This is a genomic window from Streptomyces sp. NPDC101237, from assembly GCF_044767465.1.
In the GTDB taxonomy this organism is placed as follows: Bacteria; Actinomycetota; Actinomycetes; order Streptomycetales; family Streptomycetaceae; genus Streptomyces; species Streptomyces gramineus.
In genome coordinates, this window is record NZ_JBIWNY010000008.1 from 158,865 (window position 1) to 173,825 (window position 14,961).

13 protein-coding genes are annotated in these 14,961 nt (G+C 73.0%); 6 read left to right on the forward strand and 7 right to left on the reverse strand.

What is annotated here, in order from left to right; all coding sequences use genetic code 11:
* Positions 1 to 271: 271 nt before the first annotated feature.
* The 6 genes from ACIRQ9_RS15205 to rsmI form a co-directional block, all read right to left on the reverse strand.
* Positions 272 to 1,201 carry a 4-(cytidine 5'-diphospho)-2-C-methyl-D-erythritol kinase gene (locus tag ACIRQ9_RS15205; protein ID WP_404172121.1) on the reverse strand — a complete coding sequence of 310 codons (930 nt, stop codon included), beginning with the start codon at positions 1,199 to 1,201 and terminating at the stop codon, positions 272 to 274.
* The gene (gene rsmA, locus ACIRQ9_RS15210; protein ID WP_404172124.1) at positions 1,198 to 2,082 is read right to left on the reverse strand and encodes a 16S rRNA (adenine(1518)-N(6)/adenine(1519)-N(6))-dimethyltransferase RsmA; all 885 of its coding nucleotides are present in this window, start codon (positions 2,080 to 2,082) and stop codon (positions 1,198 to 1,200) included. The genes ACIRQ9_RS15205 and rsmA overlap by 4 nt, the downstream gene beginning before the upstream one ends.
* A gap of 38 nt (positions 2,083 to 2,120) precedes the next feature.
* Positions 2,121 to 3,467, reverse strand: a complete 1,347-nt coding sequence (locus tag ACIRQ9_RS15215) for a ubiquitin-like domain-containing protein (RefSeq protein WP_404172127.1) — start codon at positions 3,465 to 3,467, stop codon at positions 2,121 to 2,123.
* Between the two features lie 221 nt (positions 3,468 to 3,688).
* The gene (locus ACIRQ9_RS15220) at positions 3,689 to 4,591 is read right to left on the reverse strand and encodes a TatD family hydrolase (RefSeq protein ID WP_404172130.1); all 903 of its coding nucleotides are present in this window, start codon (positions 4,589 to 4,591) and stop codon (positions 3,689 to 3,691) included.
* Between the two features lie 47 nt (positions 4,592 to 4,638).
* Complete coding sequence (locus tag ACIRQ9_RS15225) at positions 4,639 to 5,049, reverse strand: hypothetical protein (RefSeq protein WP_404172133.1); 411 nt, start codon at positions 5,047 to 5,049, stop codon at positions 4,639 to 4,641.
* Between the two features lie 453 nt (positions 5,050 to 5,502).
* Positions 5,503 to 6,354: a 16S rRNA (cytidine(1402)-2'-O)-methyltransferase gene (gene rsmI / locus ACIRQ9_RS15230; RefSeq protein ID WP_404172135.1), complete on the reverse strand. Its 852-nt coding sequence runs from the start codon at positions 6,352 to 6,354 to the stop codon at positions 5,503 to 5,505.
* Between the two features lie 128 nt (positions 6,355 to 6,482).
* On the opposite strand from rsmI, the gene ACIRQ9_RS15235 reads away from it, so the two are divergent.
* From ACIRQ9_RS15235 to ACIRQ9_RS15245, 3 genes are all read left to right on the forward strand, one after another.
* A complete protein-coding gene (locus ACIRQ9_RS15235) occupies positions 6,483 to 8,261 on the forward strand; it encodes a dolichyl-phosphate-mannose--protein mannosyltransferase (protein WP_404172138.1) in 1,779 nt (592 codons plus the stop codon).
* Between the two features lie 143 nt (positions 8,262 to 8,404).
* A complete protein-coding gene (locus ACIRQ9_RS15240; RefSeq protein WP_404172141.1) occupies positions 8,405 to 10,015 on the forward strand; it encodes a penicillin-binding transpeptidase domain-containing protein in 1,611 nt (536 codons plus the stop codon).
* 103 nt (positions 10,016 to 10,118) lie between these two features.
* Complete coding sequence (locus ACIRQ9_RS15245) at positions 10,119 to 11,783, forward strand: penicillin-binding transpeptidase domain-containing protein (protein WP_404172143.1); 1,665 nt, start codon at positions 10,119 to 10,121, stop codon at positions 11,781 to 11,783.
* Between the two features lie 6 nt (positions 11,784 to 11,789).
* Here the strand turns inward: ACIRQ9_RS15245 and ACIRQ9_RS15250 are convergent, their stop codons facing one another.
* Positions 11,790 to 12,137 carry an SsgA family sporulation/cell division regulator gene (locus ACIRQ9_RS15250; RefSeq protein ID WP_404172146.1) on the reverse strand — a complete coding sequence of 116 codons (348 nt, stop codon included), beginning with the start codon at positions 12,135 to 12,137 and terminating at the stop codon, positions 11,790 to 11,792.
* Positions 12,138 to 12,306: 169 nt separating this feature from the next.
* Between ACIRQ9_RS15250 and ACIRQ9_RS15255 the strand changes: the two genes are divergently transcribed.
* Genes ACIRQ9_RS15255 through ACIRQ9_RS15265 form a run of 3 tightly spaced genes read left to right on the forward strand, consistent with a single transcriptional unit; the run spans position 12,307 to position 14,886 of the window.
* A complete protein-coding gene (locus ACIRQ9_RS15255) occupies positions 12,307 to 13,350 on the forward strand; it encodes an energy-coupling factor ABC transporter permease (RefSeq protein ID WP_404172466.1) in 1,044 nt (347 codons plus the stop codon).
* A 1-nt stretch (position 13,351) separates the two neighbouring features.
* Positions 13,352 to 14,113, forward strand: coding sequence for a cobalt ECF transporter T component CbiQ (gene cbiQ / locus ACIRQ9_RS15260; RefSeq protein WP_404172149.1), 762 nt, complete (start codon positions 13,352 to 13,354; stop codon positions 14,111 to 14,113).
* Positions 14,110 to 14,886, forward strand: a complete 777-nt coding sequence (locus ACIRQ9_RS15265; RefSeq protein WP_404172152.1) for an energy-coupling factor ABC transporter ATP-binding protein — start codon at positions 14,110 to 14,112, stop codon at positions 14,884 to 14,886. The genes cbiQ and ACIRQ9_RS15265 overlap by 4 nt, the downstream gene beginning before the upstream one ends.
* Positions 14,887 to 14,961: the final 75 nt, after the last annotated feature.

Sequence of the window (14,961 nt, forward strand, 5' to 3'; positions counted from 1 at the left end):
GTCCGGCCCATGCCGCCCGCCCGACCCGTGGCGTCCGTCCGACCCATGCCGCCCGTCCGACCCGTGGCGGCCGCCCGGCGCGTCGCGTCCGTCCGGCGCGTCGCGTCCGTCCGGCGCGTCGCGTCCGTCCGGCGCGTCGGGCGGTCATGCGCGGGCGTCCCCCGTTCCCGTGACCGGACCCGTGCGGCCTCCGGCGGCGGGAACCTGGTGCGGGCCGGGGCGCGCGGCACACGGATGACGCGAGCGACCGCGTGGCCGGGCAGCGGGCCGGTCAGGCGTCCGCGGGGGCGGTGGTGCCGAGCGGTGTCGGCAGGATCCTCGCGCCGGGTGCCGGGGCGGTCGCGGTGCGGACCGTTCGGCAGGTGCCTGAGGTGCGGAGGGCCTCGGCGACCTTGGTCGCGGACTCGGGGTCGCGGACCAGGAACGCCGTCGTGGGCCCGGAGCCGGAGACCAGTGCCGCCAGGGCACCGGCCGTGCGGCCCGCGTCGAGCGTCCGCGCGAGGTCCGGGAAGAGGGAGAGCGCGGCGGGCTGCAGGTCGTTGCAGACGGCGGCGGCCAGCGCGTCCGGGTCTCCCGCGGCGAGCGCGTCGAGGAGGTCGCGGGAGGCGACGGGCTCGGGGACGGCGCGGCCCTCGGCGAGCCGGTCGAACTCGCGGAAGACGGCCGGGGTGGACAGTCCGCGTCCGGCCATCGCGAACACCCAGTGGAAGGTGCCGCCGACCTCCAGGGCGGTGAGCCGTTCGCCGCGCCCGGTGCCGAGTGCGGCACCGCCGGCCAGGCTGAAGGGCACGTCGCTGCCCAGCTCCGCGCAGATCGCGAGCAGTTCGGCGCGCGAGGCGCCCGCTTGCCACAGCTCGTTGCAGGCGAGCAGCGCGCCCGCCCCGTCCGCGCTCCCCCCGGCCATGCCGCCGGCGACCGGGATGTCCTTGGTGATGTGGATGCGCACGGCCGGTTCGATGCCCCGGCGCCCGGCGAGGGCGAGCGCGGCGCGCGCGGCGAGGTTGGTGCGGTCCAGCGGCACCTGGTCGGCGTCGGTGCCGGCGCAGGTGACGCTCAGCTCCTCGGCCGGCTCCACCGTGACCTCGTCGTACAGGTCGACGGCGAGGAAGACGTTGGCCAGGTCGTGGAAGCCGTCGGGGCGGGCGGCGCCGACCGCGAGCTGGACGTTGACCTTGGCCGGGACGCGTACCGTGACGCTCACTTGCCGGACTCCTCTGTCAGGGACGCGGCCTCTGCGATCCGCGCGAACTCCTCCACCGTCAGCGACTCCCCGCGCGCCTGCGGCGAGACCCCGGCGGCGACGAGTGCCGCCTCGGCGGCCGCGGCCGACCCGGCCCAGCCGGCCAGGGCGGCGCGCAGGGTCTTGCGCCGCTGCGCGAACGCGGCGTCGACGACCGCGAAGACCTCGCGCTTGGACGCCGTCGTCTTCACCGGCTCGGCGCGCCGGACGAGGGAGACGAGCCCGCTGTCGACGTTCGGCGCGGGCCAGAAGACGTTGCGGCCGATGGCTCCGGCGCGCTTGACCTCGGCGTACCAGTTGGCCTTGACGGAGGGCACGCCGTACACCTTGGAGCCGGGCGCGGCGGCGAGCCGGTCGGCGACCTCGGCCTGCACCATCACCAGCGTCCGCTCGATGCTCGGGAAGGTGTCGAGCATGTGGAGCAGCACGGGCACGGCGACGTTGTAGGGGAGGTTCGCGACGAGCGCGGTGGGCGGCGGCCCGGGCAGCTCGGCGACGTGCATCGCGTCGGAGTGGACCAGCGCGAACCGGTCCGCGCGCGTGGGCATGCGGGCGGCGATCGTCGCGGGGAGCGCCCCCGCCAGGACGTCGTCGATCTCGACGGCGGTCACCCGGTCGGCGGCCTCCAGGAGCGCGAGGGTGAGGGACCCGAGTCCCGGCCCGACCTCCACGACGACGTCGTCCGGGCGGACCCCGGCGGTGCGGACGATACGGCGGACCGTGTTGGCGTCGATCACGAAGTTCTGGCCGCGCTGCTTGGTGGGGCGTACACCGAGCGCCGCCGCGAGTTCACGGATGTCGGCCGCGCCGAGGAGGGCGTCGGGGAGGGGGCTGCTGCTCACGGGACAAGGGTACGGGCCGCCGGGAGACCTCCCGCCGGTCACCCGTTCAGCCGCGCCCCGCAGTGCGGCCAGGGCGTGGAGCCGCGTTTCGTGTAGAGCTTCTTCGCGCGGAAGGTCTGCTCGTCGGCGGGCGCGTCCTGCGGGCGTCCCCTGCCGCCGAGGCTGTGCCAGGTGTGGGTGTCGAACTGGTACAGCCCGCCGTAGGTCCCCGAGGGGTCCACCGCGGCCGGGCGGCCGCCGGACTCGCAGGCGGCGAGGCCGTCCCAGTTCAGGCCGTCGGCGCCCTTGACGGAGTCCGGGTGCGGCTTGGTGCCGACCCTGACCAGCTGGGTGCGCGGCTCGCGGACCACCTCGGCCTGCTCGCGGCGGGGCCGCTGCCGAACCCCGTTGACGGTCCGCAGGTAGTAGGTGACCCGGCGCAGCCCGGGCCGGCCCGCCCGCTCGACCACCTCGGTGCCCCGGAACACCGTCGGGTCGGGTCTGCGCCGCACGTCGAAGGGGACGGTCTCCTCGCGCACCTCCCGGTTGGCGGTGACGCGCAGCACGGTCACCGTCTGCCCGTCGCGCGGGAAACCGGCCTGCGGCACGGAGGTGGTGTCCTGCCCGTGCAGGGTGACGCCGGCCTCCGCGACGGCCTCGCGGACGGTCGCCGCGTTGGTGCGGATGGTGCGGGTCCGGCCGTCGGCCAGGATCGTGACGGTGCGTTCGGTGCGGACGTCGAGCGCGAGGCCGGCGCGCCCGATGCTCTGGGATCGGGTGGCCGACAGGTACGCGCCCTCGGCCCGCACGCCCAGCTGGGCGAGGGCCCCGTCGACGGTGCGTGCCGTCGTCCACACCTCGCGCGGCCGGCCGTCCAGGGTGAGGCGGACGGGCCGGCCGTAGCGCACCGCGACCTCGTCGCCGCTGGCCAGGACCGCGCCGCTGGCGGGCGCGACCACGTCGTGCGCTCCGACCCGTACGCCCTCGTCGGAGAGCAGTTCGGTCACGTCGTCGGCGAACGTGTGCAGGACGCGCGGGCGGCCGTCGACGGTCAGCTCGATCGCCTTGTCCTTGGCGAGGAACGCGGCGGTGCCGCCGGCCAGGAAGGCGACCACCAGAGCCTGCGGCAGCAGTCGGCGCACGGCGGACTCGGGGCGGCCGTACCGCGTCTTCCGGCGGCGGGCGGCGCGCCGCCCGGATCCGGCGCGCGCCTGCGAGCCGGGCGCCTCGTCGTCGAGCGGGTGCCCGCCGTGCCGCGGCGGCCGCGGGCCGCCGGGCCCGTCCTGGCGGCCCGCGGGAGCGGCCGGTGCCGACAGTTCGTAGGCCGGCCGGTACGTGTCACCCCCGTAGCCGGCCACGCCGTGTCCCTGCGTCACGGCGTCGTGCACGCCGGGTGCGTCGGGCATGCCCGACGCACCGTGGGGGTCGTACGCCTCAAACGTCTCGTACTGCGGTGTGCTCACGCCGACACGCTCCAGGGGGCCCGCGGGCCAGAGGGGTCCGGATCGGGCACCAGAACCTAGCGGAGCCGCGGTCACTCTCCAAAGCGGCGCGACTACGCACGGTGGTGACGGGGCCCGAGTTCCCTCCGGGTCGGCGTTATGCGGCGGTTATGATCGATGCACGCTCAGTAGTCGAAGGCGCGGGCGGTGTTCGCGCCCAGGGCCGTCGCCAGCGCATCCTCGTCGATGCCCCGGACGGCCGCCATCGCGCGGACCGTGACCGGAATGAGATACGGGGCGTTGGGCCGTCCGCGGTACGGCGCCGGGGTCAGGAAGGGCGCGTCGGTCTCCACGAGGACCAGGTCCAGCGGGGCGACGGCCAGTGCGTCGCGGAGGTTCTGGGCGTTCTTGAAGGTGACGTTGCCGGCGAAGGACATGTAGTAGCCCTCGCGGGCGCACACCTCGGCCATCGCGGCGTCCCCGGAGTAGCAGTGGAACACGGTCCGTTCGGGGGCGCCCTCCTCCTTGAGGATGCGCAGGACGTCGGCGTGGGCGTCGCGGTCGTGGATGACGAGGGTCTTGCCGTGCCGCTTGGCGATCTCGATGTGGGCGCGGAAGGAGCGCTCCTGGGCCGCCTTGCCGTCCGGCCCGGTACGGAAGGTGTCGAGGCCGGTCTCGCCGACGCCCTTCACCTGGTCCAGGCCGGCCAGCCGGTCGATCTCGGCGAGCGCCTCGTCCAGCGCGGCGTCCCCGCCGGGCACCCGCGCGCCCTGCCGGGACCCGCCGCCGGGGTCCCCGAGGACGATGCGCGGGGCCTCGTTGGGGTGCAGGGCCACGGTGGCGTGGACGTGGGCGTGGGCGGCCGCCGTCTCGGCCGCCCACCGGGAGCCCTCCAGGTCGCAGCCGACCTGGACGACCGCCGTCACGCCCACCGAGGCGGCCTTCGCGAGGCCCTCCTCGACCGTGCCGGACTGCATGTCGAGGTGGGTGTGGGAGTCGGCGACGGGCACCCGGAGGGGTTCCGGGAGCGGCGGCGCCGCGTTCTTGTCGGCCGCGGCGGAGAGGTGCGCGGAGGCGTTCGCAGGCATGCCCCGATCCTACGAAAGGGGCACGCCCATGCAGGACCGCGACCAGCTCAGCCCGCCTTGCGCTGGAACGGGTGCAGGAGATCGGACAGGTGCCACGGGTGGGACGCCTTGACCTGTGCGGAGGTCTCCGCCGCGGGTCCGGTCCCGTCCTCCTCGGTCCGGCCGTTCGGCACCGCGCGCCGGGACGCGCTGTGCACCGACGAGACCTGCCCCGCGCGCATGATCCGCAGGACGTGGCCGTCGCAGTTCTGGCACGAGGGCCGGCTCAGCGGAGACGGGACGACCTGGCCGTTCGCCACATACATGACGAACTCGTGGTTCTCCGCGTCCGTGTGGTGCTCTATCTCGTACGACTGCTCCCAGCCGTGCCCGCATCGCATGCAGGCGAAGGAATACGACTCGTGGACGACGGCTGTGGCCGCACCGCGGAGGCCGGTCTGCCCTGCGATCTCACTCATGCCAGCTCCTCTTGTCCGCTGGACAAGCGCCTCCGGCTGCTGGGAATCCCCCCGGAATCCCATGGAGGCGAGGGACGGGAACGTCCCTGCTGACCAGTGGACGCCTTCACCGGCGCGAATGCGACGGACCTGCCGACTGTTGGAGGCGATTTGGAGTCTGCTTGCCAAATCGGCCCTGCCGGACAGGGCTGGGCTTTGCGTTTCCGTCCCTTGCTTTACCCCGTCGTGGGGCGCGCGCTCAGAGGAGAAGCGCCCCGCTCAGAGGTCACATCGCCGCAGGTCAGGGGCGCATGCTCAGAAGAAGCGCGACGTGCTCAGGGGCCAGGGTGCGCCCCTCGCCGAATCCGGGGCGCCGGGGACCCGGTCGGGGGCGCGGGGAGCGGCGCGCCCCGCTGCCGACGTCCGGCACACGAGTACACAGGAGCAACGGGGACGGCGCCGGCGAGGGCGGCCTCATCCCCCCGTCGTGCTCTTCGCCGCCACCACCGCGTCGAAGACGACCCGCTTGGGGATCCCCGCCGCCACCGCGACCGCCGCGATGGCCTCCTTGCGGCGCTCGCCCGCCTCCTCCCGCACCCGGACCCGGCGCACCAGTTCCGCCGCGTCCAGTTCCTCGGGCCCGCGCTCGGGCGCGCCCTCGACGACGACGGTGATCTCGCCGCGCACCCCGTCGGCCGCCCACACGGCGAGTTCGGCGAGCGGACCGCGCCGTACCTCCTCGTACGTCTTGGTCAGCTCGCGGCAGACGGCGGCCCGGCGTTCGGCGCCGAAGACCTCGGCCATCGCGGCGAGGGTGTCGTCGAGGCGGTGCGGGGCCTCGAAGTAGACGAGGGTGCGGCGCTCCTCGGCGACCTCCTGGAGCCGGGAGCGGCGCTCGCCCGCCTTGCGCGGCAGGAACCCCTCGAAGCAGAACCGGTCGACGGGCAGCCCGGACAGCGCGAGCGCGGTGAGCACGGCGGACGGACCGGGGACGGCGGTGACCCGGATCTCCTTCTCGACGGCCGCGGCGACCAGCCGGTAGCCGGGGTCGGAGACGGAGGGCATCCCGGCGTCGGTGACGAGCAGCACGCGCGCGCCGCCGACGAGTTCCTCGACCAGCTCGGGCGTACGGGCCGCCTCGTTGCCCTCGAAGTACGACACCACGCGCCCCTTGGGCGTCACGCCCAGCGCCTGCGTGAGCCAGCGCAGCCGCCGGGTGTCCTCGGCCGCGATCACGTCGGCGCCGGCCAGCTCGGCCGTGAGCCGGGGCGGCGCGTCCGCGACGTCGCCGATGGGGGTGCCTGCGAGGACAAGGGTTCCAGTCACCCCTCCATCCTCGCAGCCGCGGCCGGCGGCGCCGTCCCCCGGGAACCTCGGCCGCCCGATCGCAAAGGAACCCGTCTCTGAGCCCCATTGCACGGGACTCACACAGAACGGTTCCCTACGATGGCGCGGTGACCAGTACCGCGTCCTCCACGGACACCCGGCAGGGCCAGGCAGCGCTCGACGAGCGGCCGACGTGGCAGCAGCGGCTGCGCAGATTCGGCTACCAGACGAGCCCGGCGCACGCCGGTGGCGGCAGCGGCGCCCCGGCAGGGGCGCCCGTGGACGTCGTCGACCGTCTGGTCCCGCCGTACGCGGCGCCGTCGCCCCGGCTGTGGCTGGGCCTGGGCGTGCCGCCGGTGCTCGCCGAGCGGATCACGCGGTGGTCCGGCTGGGGCGGTCCGTTCCTGGTGACGCTGATGGCGGGGCTGCTGCGGTTCTGGAACCTGGGCAGCCCGAAGGCGGTGATATTCGACGAGACGTACTACGCGAAGGACGCGTGGGCGCTCGTCCACCGCGGTTTCGAGGTCAACTGGGACAAGAACGCCAACGATCTGATCCTGCAGGCGAACGGCCACGTCACGGTCCCGGCGGACGCGGCGTACGTCGTGCACCCGCCGGTCGGCAAGTACGTGATCGGTCTCGGTGAGCTGATCTTCGGCTTCGACCCGTTCGGCTGGCGCTTCATGACGGCGCTGCTGGGCACGCTGAGCGTGCTGCTGCTGTGCCGGATCGGGCGCCGGCTGTTCCGCTCCACGTTCCTGGGCTGCCTGGCGGGCGGCCTGATGGCGGTGGACGGGCTGCACTTCGTGATGAGCCGCACCTCGCTGCTGGACGGCGTGCTGATGTTCTTCGTGCTGGCGGCGTTCGGCTGCCTGCTCGTCGACCGGGACCGGGCGCGGGAGAGACTCGCCGCCGCGCTCCCGGTGGACGCGGACGGCCGGGTCCGGCCGGACGCGCACGTCGCGAACACCACCTGGCTGGGCTGGCGGCCCTGGCGCTGGGCGGCGGCCGTGCTGATGGGGCTGGCGATCGGCACCAAGTGGAACGGCCTGTACATCCTGGCCGCGTTCATCGTGATGACCGTCCTGTGGGACATGGGCGCGCGGAAGGTGGCGGGCGCCGACCGGCGGCTGTCGCTGCCGTTCGTGGTCGAGTCGTTCGTCTCCTGGGCGACGATGTGCGCGGTCGCCGTGGGCGTCTACCTGGTCTCCTGGATCGGCTGGATCCTCTCCCCGACCGACGGCAGCGGCGGCTACTTCCGCAACTGGGCGGCCACCGACGGCAGGGGCGGTGCCTGGACGTTCCTGCCGGACTGGGTGCGCAGCCTGTGGCACTACGAGCACGAGGTCTACCTCTTCCACGTCGGCCTGTCCTCGCCGCACACCTACATGTCCAACCCGTGGTCGTGGCTGGTGCTGGGCCGTCCGGTGTCGTACTTCTACGAGTCGCCGTCGCCCGGCGCGGACGGCTGTCCCTCGGGCGCCGGCGAGAAGTGCGCGCGCGAGGTGCTGGCGATCGGCACGCCGCTGCTGTGGTGGGCGGCCTGCTTCGCGATCCTGTACGTCCTGTGGCGGTGGGCGTTCCGCCGCGACTGGCGGGCGGGCGCCATCGCCTGCGGCATCGCGGCCGGCTACCTGCCCTGGTTCATGTACCAGGAGCGCACGATCTTCCTCTTCTACGCCGTCGTCTTCGTGCCGTTCCTGTGCCTGGCGGTGGCGATGATGATCGGCGCGATCATCGGCCCCCCGGGCTCCAGCGACACCCGCCGCCTGGTGGGCGCGTCGGGAGCCGGCATCCTCGTCCTGCTGATCACCTGGAACTTCATCTACTTCTGGCCCCTGTACACAGGCACGGCGATCCCCATCGACTCGTGGCGGTCGCGGATGTGGCTGGACACCTGGGTTTGAGCCACGTCTCTGATCACTGTTCAGACAACAATCGGTCAACCCCTGACACCGGGCCCTCGCCACCGCCTACAGTGCGGCCCACAGAGAGTTTTTGAACGCGTTCACAAAATGCGGCAAAAGTGCACGGGGAGGCGATTCGCACCATGCGCAAGGGGGCCAAGGCGGCCATAGCGAGCGGTGTGTGCGTCGTGGTGCTGGGCGGGGCCGGGTACGGCGCCTACCACGTGCTGTCGGCGCTGCACGACGGCGACAGGCCGGCCGTACGGACCGGGCCTCCCACCGCGGACGAGATCAGCGACACCACGCGGAAGTTCTTCGCGGCCTGGGAGAAGAACCGGCCGGCGGCCGCGGCGTCGTACACCAACGACTCCGCCGACGCCGAGCCCGTGCTCACCTCCTTCGGCGCCGTCGCCCACATCAAGGACGTGCGCATCACCCCGGGCAGACCGACCGGCGCCACCGTGCCGTACAGCGTGAGGGCGACCGTGTCCTACGACGGGAAGTCCAAGCCGCTCGCCTACCGCAGCCGGCTGACCGTCGTACGGGGCGAGACCACCCACCGTGCGCTCGTCGACTGGGACCCGTCCGTCGTGCACCCGGCGCTGAAGCGCGGCGACACCCTGTCCACCGGCGAGGCCGCGAGCGCGCCCATCGAGGCCGTCGACCGCAACGGCACGGTCCTCAGCAAGGACAAGTACCCGTCGCTGGGCCCGATCCTGGACGAACTGCGCAGCCGCTACGGCGACAAGGCGGGCGGCACCCCGGGCGTGGAGCTGGTGATCCAGCACGCGTCCCAGGAGTCCGCCGACACCACGCTGCTGACCCTCGCGGCCGGCCGGGCGGGCAAGCTGCGCACGACGCTCGACGCGCGCGTGCAGGCCGCCGCCGAGACCGCGGTGACGAAGTACGCCGAGTCGTCGGTGGTGGCCGTGCAGCCCAGCAGCGGCGAGGTCCTGGCGGTCGCCAACCACCGTGAGGACGGCTTCAACGCGGCCTTCCTCGGCGAGCTGGCCCCCGGCTCCACCATGAAGATCATCAGCGCGGCCACCCTCATCGACACCGGCCTCACCTCGATGACAGGCCCGGCGCCCTGTCCGCCGACCGCGGTCTGGCAGAGCCAGACCTTCAGCAACCTCAAGGGACTCGCGCCGGACGAGCACGCCACCCTCGCGGACAGCTTCGCGCGGTCCTGCAACACGGCGTTCGTGAAGTACGCGGACTCCGTCCAGGTCGACTCGCTCACCAAGGAGGCCGAGGACCGCTTCGGACTCGGGCGCAACGACTGGAAGGTCGGCGTCCCGAGCTTCGACGGCCGCGTCCCCGCCTCCGGCGGCCCGGACACCGCGGCCAACCTCATCGGCCAGGGCCAGGTGCAGATGAGCCCGCTGAACATGGCGTCGGTGACGGCGACCGCGCTGACCGGAACGTTCCGGCAGCCGGTGCTCGTCTCGCAGAAGCTGGACGACCGTCCGCTGGCCACCGCCAAGGGCCTGTCGGCGAACACCTCCGGCCAGCTGCGCGCCATGATGAACCGCACCGCGACCAGCGGCACCGCGGCCGGGGTGATGAGCGGGCTGCGCGGCACCATCGGCGCCAAGACGGGGTCCGCGGAGGTCGACGGGCAGACCAAGTCGAACAGCTGGTTCGCCGGGTACCGCGACGACGTCGCCGCCGCGGCCATGACCCAGGACGGCGGTCACGGCATCGACGCGGCCGGTCCCATTGTCGCAAGCGTGCTACGGATCGGTGGCTGACATCACTCGCCCAGGGCGGGACTCTAGGCTGTTGCAGTCGTTGGGGAGCGTGAGGGCTACGGGGCGGCGGGGACCCTGGGGAAGTGCGCGGAGGAACTGAACTGTGGGCAAGAGAAGGCGCGTCGCCGACCGCCGCAAGAAGAGACCCGCCGTCATCGGCGGGGTGATCGCCGCCGTCGCCGTCGGCGCCGGCCTCGGCGGTTACGCGCTGTACGGCGGCGGGGCGGCCGACGCGGCGTCGAAGGCCGCCGTCAAGCCCGTCAGGACCGGCCCGCTGTCGGCGACCGAGGTGCAGACGACGGCCCGGACCTTCCTGACCTCCTGGCAGCAGGGCAAGGTCCCGCAGGCCGCCGCCGTCACCGACGACGCCGCGGCCTGCGTCCGGCTGCTCACCGGCTACGCCAAGGACGCCCACATCACCGGCGTCAAGCTCACCGAGGGCACGCGCACCGGCGCCAAGGTCCCGTTCTCGGTGAAGGCGACGGTGTCGTACAAGGGCGTCAGCAAGCCGCTGTCGTACGACTCGGCGTTCAGCGTCGTGCGGCGCACCAGCGACGGCAAGCCGGTGGTGAACTGGCACGCCGCTGTCGTGCACCCGGACCTCGCCGACGGCGACACCCTGACGACCGGCGAGTCCGGCACCCCGCCCATCACCGCCCTGGACCGGGACGGCGGCAAGATCACCACCGCCAAGTACCCGTCGCTGGGCACGGTCCTGGACGGGCTGCGGGAGAAGTTCGGCAAGAAGGCCGGCGGCAAGGCCGGCGTCGAACTGCGGGTGGTGCGCGGTACGGCGTCCCAGAAGGCGCAGCTCTCCGACAAGACCGTCCTGGAACTGAGCAAGGGCACCCCGGGCACCGTGAAGACGACGCTCAGCCCGACCCTCCAGGCGGCGGCGGAGAAGCAGGTCACCACGCGGAAGAACGCCTCGGTCGTCGTGATGCGCCCCTCGACCGGCGAGATCTACGCGGTGGCCAACTCCAGCCACGGCTTCAACGTGGCCTTCCAGGGATCGCTGGCCCCCGGCTCCACGATGAAGATCGTCACCTCGACGATGCTGTTCGAGAAGGGGCTGATCACCCCGGACGCCTCCCACCCCTGCCCCAAGACGTACAAGCTGGCCGGGTGGACGTTCCACAACGACGACGACTCCGAGATCAAGAAGGGCACGTTCAAGATGGCCTTCGGGGCGTCCTGCAACAACGCCTTCATCAACTTCGCGCCCAAGCTCTCCAACAGCGACCTGACGACCGAGGCGCAGCAGGTGTACGGCCTCGGCATGAACAACTGGGCGATCGGCGTCCCGACCTTCGACGGCTCGGTCCCGGTGCAGAGCGGCGCGCAGATGGGCGCCTCGCTGATCGGGCAGGGCGGCGTGCGGATGAACCCGCTGAACATGGCGTCGGTGGCGGCCACGGTCGAGTCCGGCACCTTCCACCAGCCCTACCTGGTCGCTCCGTCGGTCGACAACAGGACCCTCGCCAAGGCCTCGCGCACGATGTCCGCGAAGACGCGGTCCGAGCTGAAGGAGGTCATGCAGTACACGGCGGCGTACGGCACGGCCGCCCAGGCGATGGCCGGTCTCGGCCCGGACTACGGCGCCAAGACGGGCTCGGCGGAGGTCGACGGGCAGAAGAAGCCGAACGGCTGGTTCACGGCCTACAAGGGCGACCTGGTGGGCGCGGGCGTGGTGCAGGCGGGCGGCCACGGCGGTGACACCGCCGGACCGATCGTGGCGGCGCTGCTGAAGCTCGGCTCGTCGCTCTAGGCGCCGCTAGCGGGCGACGGGCGCGGCCATGTAGGTGCGCCGCAGGAAGCGCAGCAGCGTCTTCGACTCGAACTGCACCACCGACGTGCCGTGGTCGGAGTGGAGTTCGACCACGGCCTGCACCCGCCCCAGCGGCCACACCCGTACGTCACCGGACTCGGCCGGCACCTTGAGTCCCTGCTCCAGCAGCGCGCGCGAGAACGTCCACTCGTCCGTCCCCGGCAGGTCCACCCGTACCGATCGAGGGTCGGCCTCGGGGTCGTACCGCAGGATGACGGGGACCGCGCCCGGGTCCTCCCGCAGGTCCTCGTCCGTGACGATGTGGGCTCGCGCGTACTGCTCGACTACAGACATCGGTCTGCCCTTTACGCTCCGTTACCCTGGCGGAAACCGTGCGTCCGCTTCTTCTCCAATGTCCCACATTTCACCGATTGCGCCCGTGGGACCCCGGCGACGGCCGGTGTGCGGTACACGACCCCCTCGCTCTTGCAAAAGGTTCGCAACAACATATTAAAATCGGATGGTGCATGTACCTGACGGATTCATAGACGCCCCCACCTCGGCGGTGACCGCAGTGGTCGCGGCCGGCGCCCTCGCCGTGAGCCTGCGCGGCGCCCGCCGCGAACTCGACGAGCGCACGGCGCCGCTCGCCGGCCTGGTGGCGGCGTTCATCTTCGCCGTACAGATGCTCAACTTCCCCGTCGCGGCCGGAACAAGCGGCCATCTGCTGGGCGGAGCCCTCGCCGCGATCCTCGTCGGGCCCTACACGGGTGTGCTGTGCGTGTCCGTGGTGCTGCTGATGCAGGGCATCCTCTTCGCGGACGGCGGCCTGACCGCGCTCGGCGTCAACATCACCGACATGGCGATCGTGACGACCGTCGTCGCGTACGCCCTCTTCCGGGGCCTGCTGAAGGTCCTGCCGCGCGGCCGGCGCTCGGTGACCGCCGCCTCCTTCGTCGCCGCCCTGCTCTCCGTCCCGGCCGCCGCGGTCGCCTTCACACTGCTGTACGCGGTCGGCGGCACCACCGACGTGTCGATCGGCAAGGTGGCCACGGCCATGATCGGCGTGCACGTCCTCATCGGCGTCGGCGAGGCCGCGATCACCGCGCTCACGGTCGGCGCCGTGATCGCCGTGCGCCCGGACCTGGTGCACGGGGCACGCGAGCTGCGGCAGGGGCTGAAGCTGCGCGTGAACGGCGAGCTGGTGGACGCGCCCGCGACGGCCGCGGCGGCGCCCGCGGCGGCGCGCACCTCGCGGCGCACGGTGTGGATCACGGGGCTCGCCGCCTCCCTGGTCCTCGCCGGGTTCGTCAGCTTCTACGCCTCGGCGTCCCCGGACGGCCTGGAGAAGGTCGCGCACGACAAGGGCATCGACGCGAAGGCCCGGGAGCACGCCTCCGCCGACTCGCCGCTCGCCGACTACGGCGTCAAGGACGTCTCCGACGCCCGCCTCTCCGGCGGCCTCGCGGGCGTCATCGGCGTCGGCGCGACCGTCGTCGCGGGCAGCGCGGTGTTCTGGGCGGTGCGCAGGCGCCGCGGCGCGCAGGCGCCGTCCGAGGCCCACTGACATGGGTGCCGGGCACGCCCACCGGCTCTACCGGCACGGCCACTCGCCGGTGCACGCGCTCCCGCCGCACACCAAGCTCGCCGCCGTCCTCGCTTTCGTGGTCGTCGTGGTCTCGACACCGCGCACGGCGATGTGGGCGTTCGCCCTGTACGCCGTGCTCCTCGCCCTGGTCGCCCGCCACGCGCGCGTGCCCGCCGCCTTCGTCCTGCGCCGGCTGCTGATCGAGGTGCCCTTCGTCGCCTTCGCGGTGCTGATGCCGTTCGTGGCGGAGGGCGAGCGGGTCGACGTCCTCGGTCTCTCGCTGAGCGTGAACGGCCTGTGGGGCGCGTGGAACGTGCTCGCCAAGGGCACCCTCGGCGTGGCCGCCTCCGTCCTGCTGGCGGCCACCACCGAGCTGCGCGAACTGCTCCTCGGCCTGCAACGGCTCCGGCTCCCGCCGCTGCTCGTCCAGATCGCCTCCTTCATGATCCGCTACGGCGACGTCATCACCGACGAGATGCGCCGGATGCGGATCGCCCGGGAGTCGCGCGGCTTCGAGGCGCGGGGCGTGCGCCACTGGGGCGTGCTCGCGAAGTCCGCCGGCGCGCTGTTCATCCGCTCCTACGAGCGCGGGGAGCGGGTCCACCTGGCCATGGTGAGCCGCGGGTACGCCGGTTCGATGCCGGTCATCGACGAGGTGACCGCCTCCCGGGCGCAGTGGACCCGCGCCCTCGCCCTCCCCTTGTCCGCTGTCGTCGTCTGCGTGTTGGGATGGGCCCTATGACCGACTCTCCCGCCTCCCTGGAGGTCTCCGGCCTCGCCTTCGCCTACCCCGACGGCCACCAGGCCCTGTTCGGCGTGGACTTCTCCGTCGCACGCGGCGAACGGGTCGCGCTGCTCGGGCCGAACGGCGCCGGCAAGACCACTCTCGTGCTGCACCTGAACGGCATCCTGAGCGGCGGCACGGGCACCGTCACGGTCGCCGGACTGCCGGTCGGCAAGCGGCACATGGCGGAGATCCGGCGCCGGGTCGGCATCGTCTTCCAGGACCCGGACGACCAGCTGTTCATGCCGACCGTCCGCGAGGACGTGGCGTTCGGCCCGGCCGCGGCCGGCCTCAAGGGCGCCGCACTCGACGCCCTGGTGCGCGCCGCCCTCGACCGGGTCGGGATGGGCGGCTTCGCCGAACGGCCGCCGCACCACCTCTCCTTCGGGCAGCGCCGCCGGGTCGCCGTCGCCACCGTCCTCGCCATGGAACCGGAGATCCTGGTCCTCGACGAGCCCTCGTCCAACCTCGACCCGGCCTCCCGCCGGGAACTCGCCGACATCCTGCGCTCCCTGGACGTCACGGTCCTGATGGTCACCCACGACCTGCCGTACGCCCTGGAGCTGTGCCCGCGCGCGCTGATCCTGAGCGACGGCACGATCGCGGCCGACGGGCCCACCGGCGACCTCCTCTGCGACGACGCCCTGATGGGCGCGCACCGCCTGGAACTGCCCTTCGGCTTCGACCCGCGCGCCGCGCGGGTCCGTGACGACGATCCCGCCCGGCACTGAGGCACAGCTCACGCCCGTACCGCCCCGGTGCCGAGGAATCGCAGGCACCGCGGGCGTGTTGCCCCCCAGGACGCA

Bases quoted from the DNA above. Each gene is read 5' to 3' on its own strand.
- ACIRQ9_RS15250 (WP_404172146.1), bottom strand. From the start codon at position 12,137: ATGTCTGTAGTCGAGCAGTACGCGCGAGCCCACATCGTCACGGACGAG.
- ACIRQ9_RS15265 (WP_404172152.1), top strand. From the start codon at position 14,110: ATGACCGACTCTCCCGCCTCCCTGGAGGTCTCCGGCCTCGCCTTCGCC.
- ACIRQ9_RS15220 (WP_404172130.1), bottom strand. From the start codon at position 4,591: ATGCCTGCGAACGCCTCCGCGCACCTCTCCGCCGCGGCCGACAAGAAC.
- cbiQ (WP_404172149.1), top strand. From the start codon at position 13,352: ATGGGTGCCGGGCACGCCCACCGGCTCTACCGGCACGGCCACTCGCCG.
- ACIRQ9_RS15225 (WP_404172133.1), bottom strand. From the start codon at position 5,049: ATGAGTGAGATCGCAGGGCAGACCGGCCTCCGCGGTGCGGCCACAGCC.
- ACIRQ9_RS15240 (WP_404172141.1), top strand. From the start codon at position 8,405: ATGCGCAAGGGGGCCAAGGCGGCCATAGCGAGCGGTGTGTGCGTCGTG.
- ACIRQ9_RS15215 (WP_404172127.1), bottom strand. From the start codon at position 3,467: ATGCCCGACGCACCCGGCGTGCACGACGCCGTGACGCAGGGACACGGC.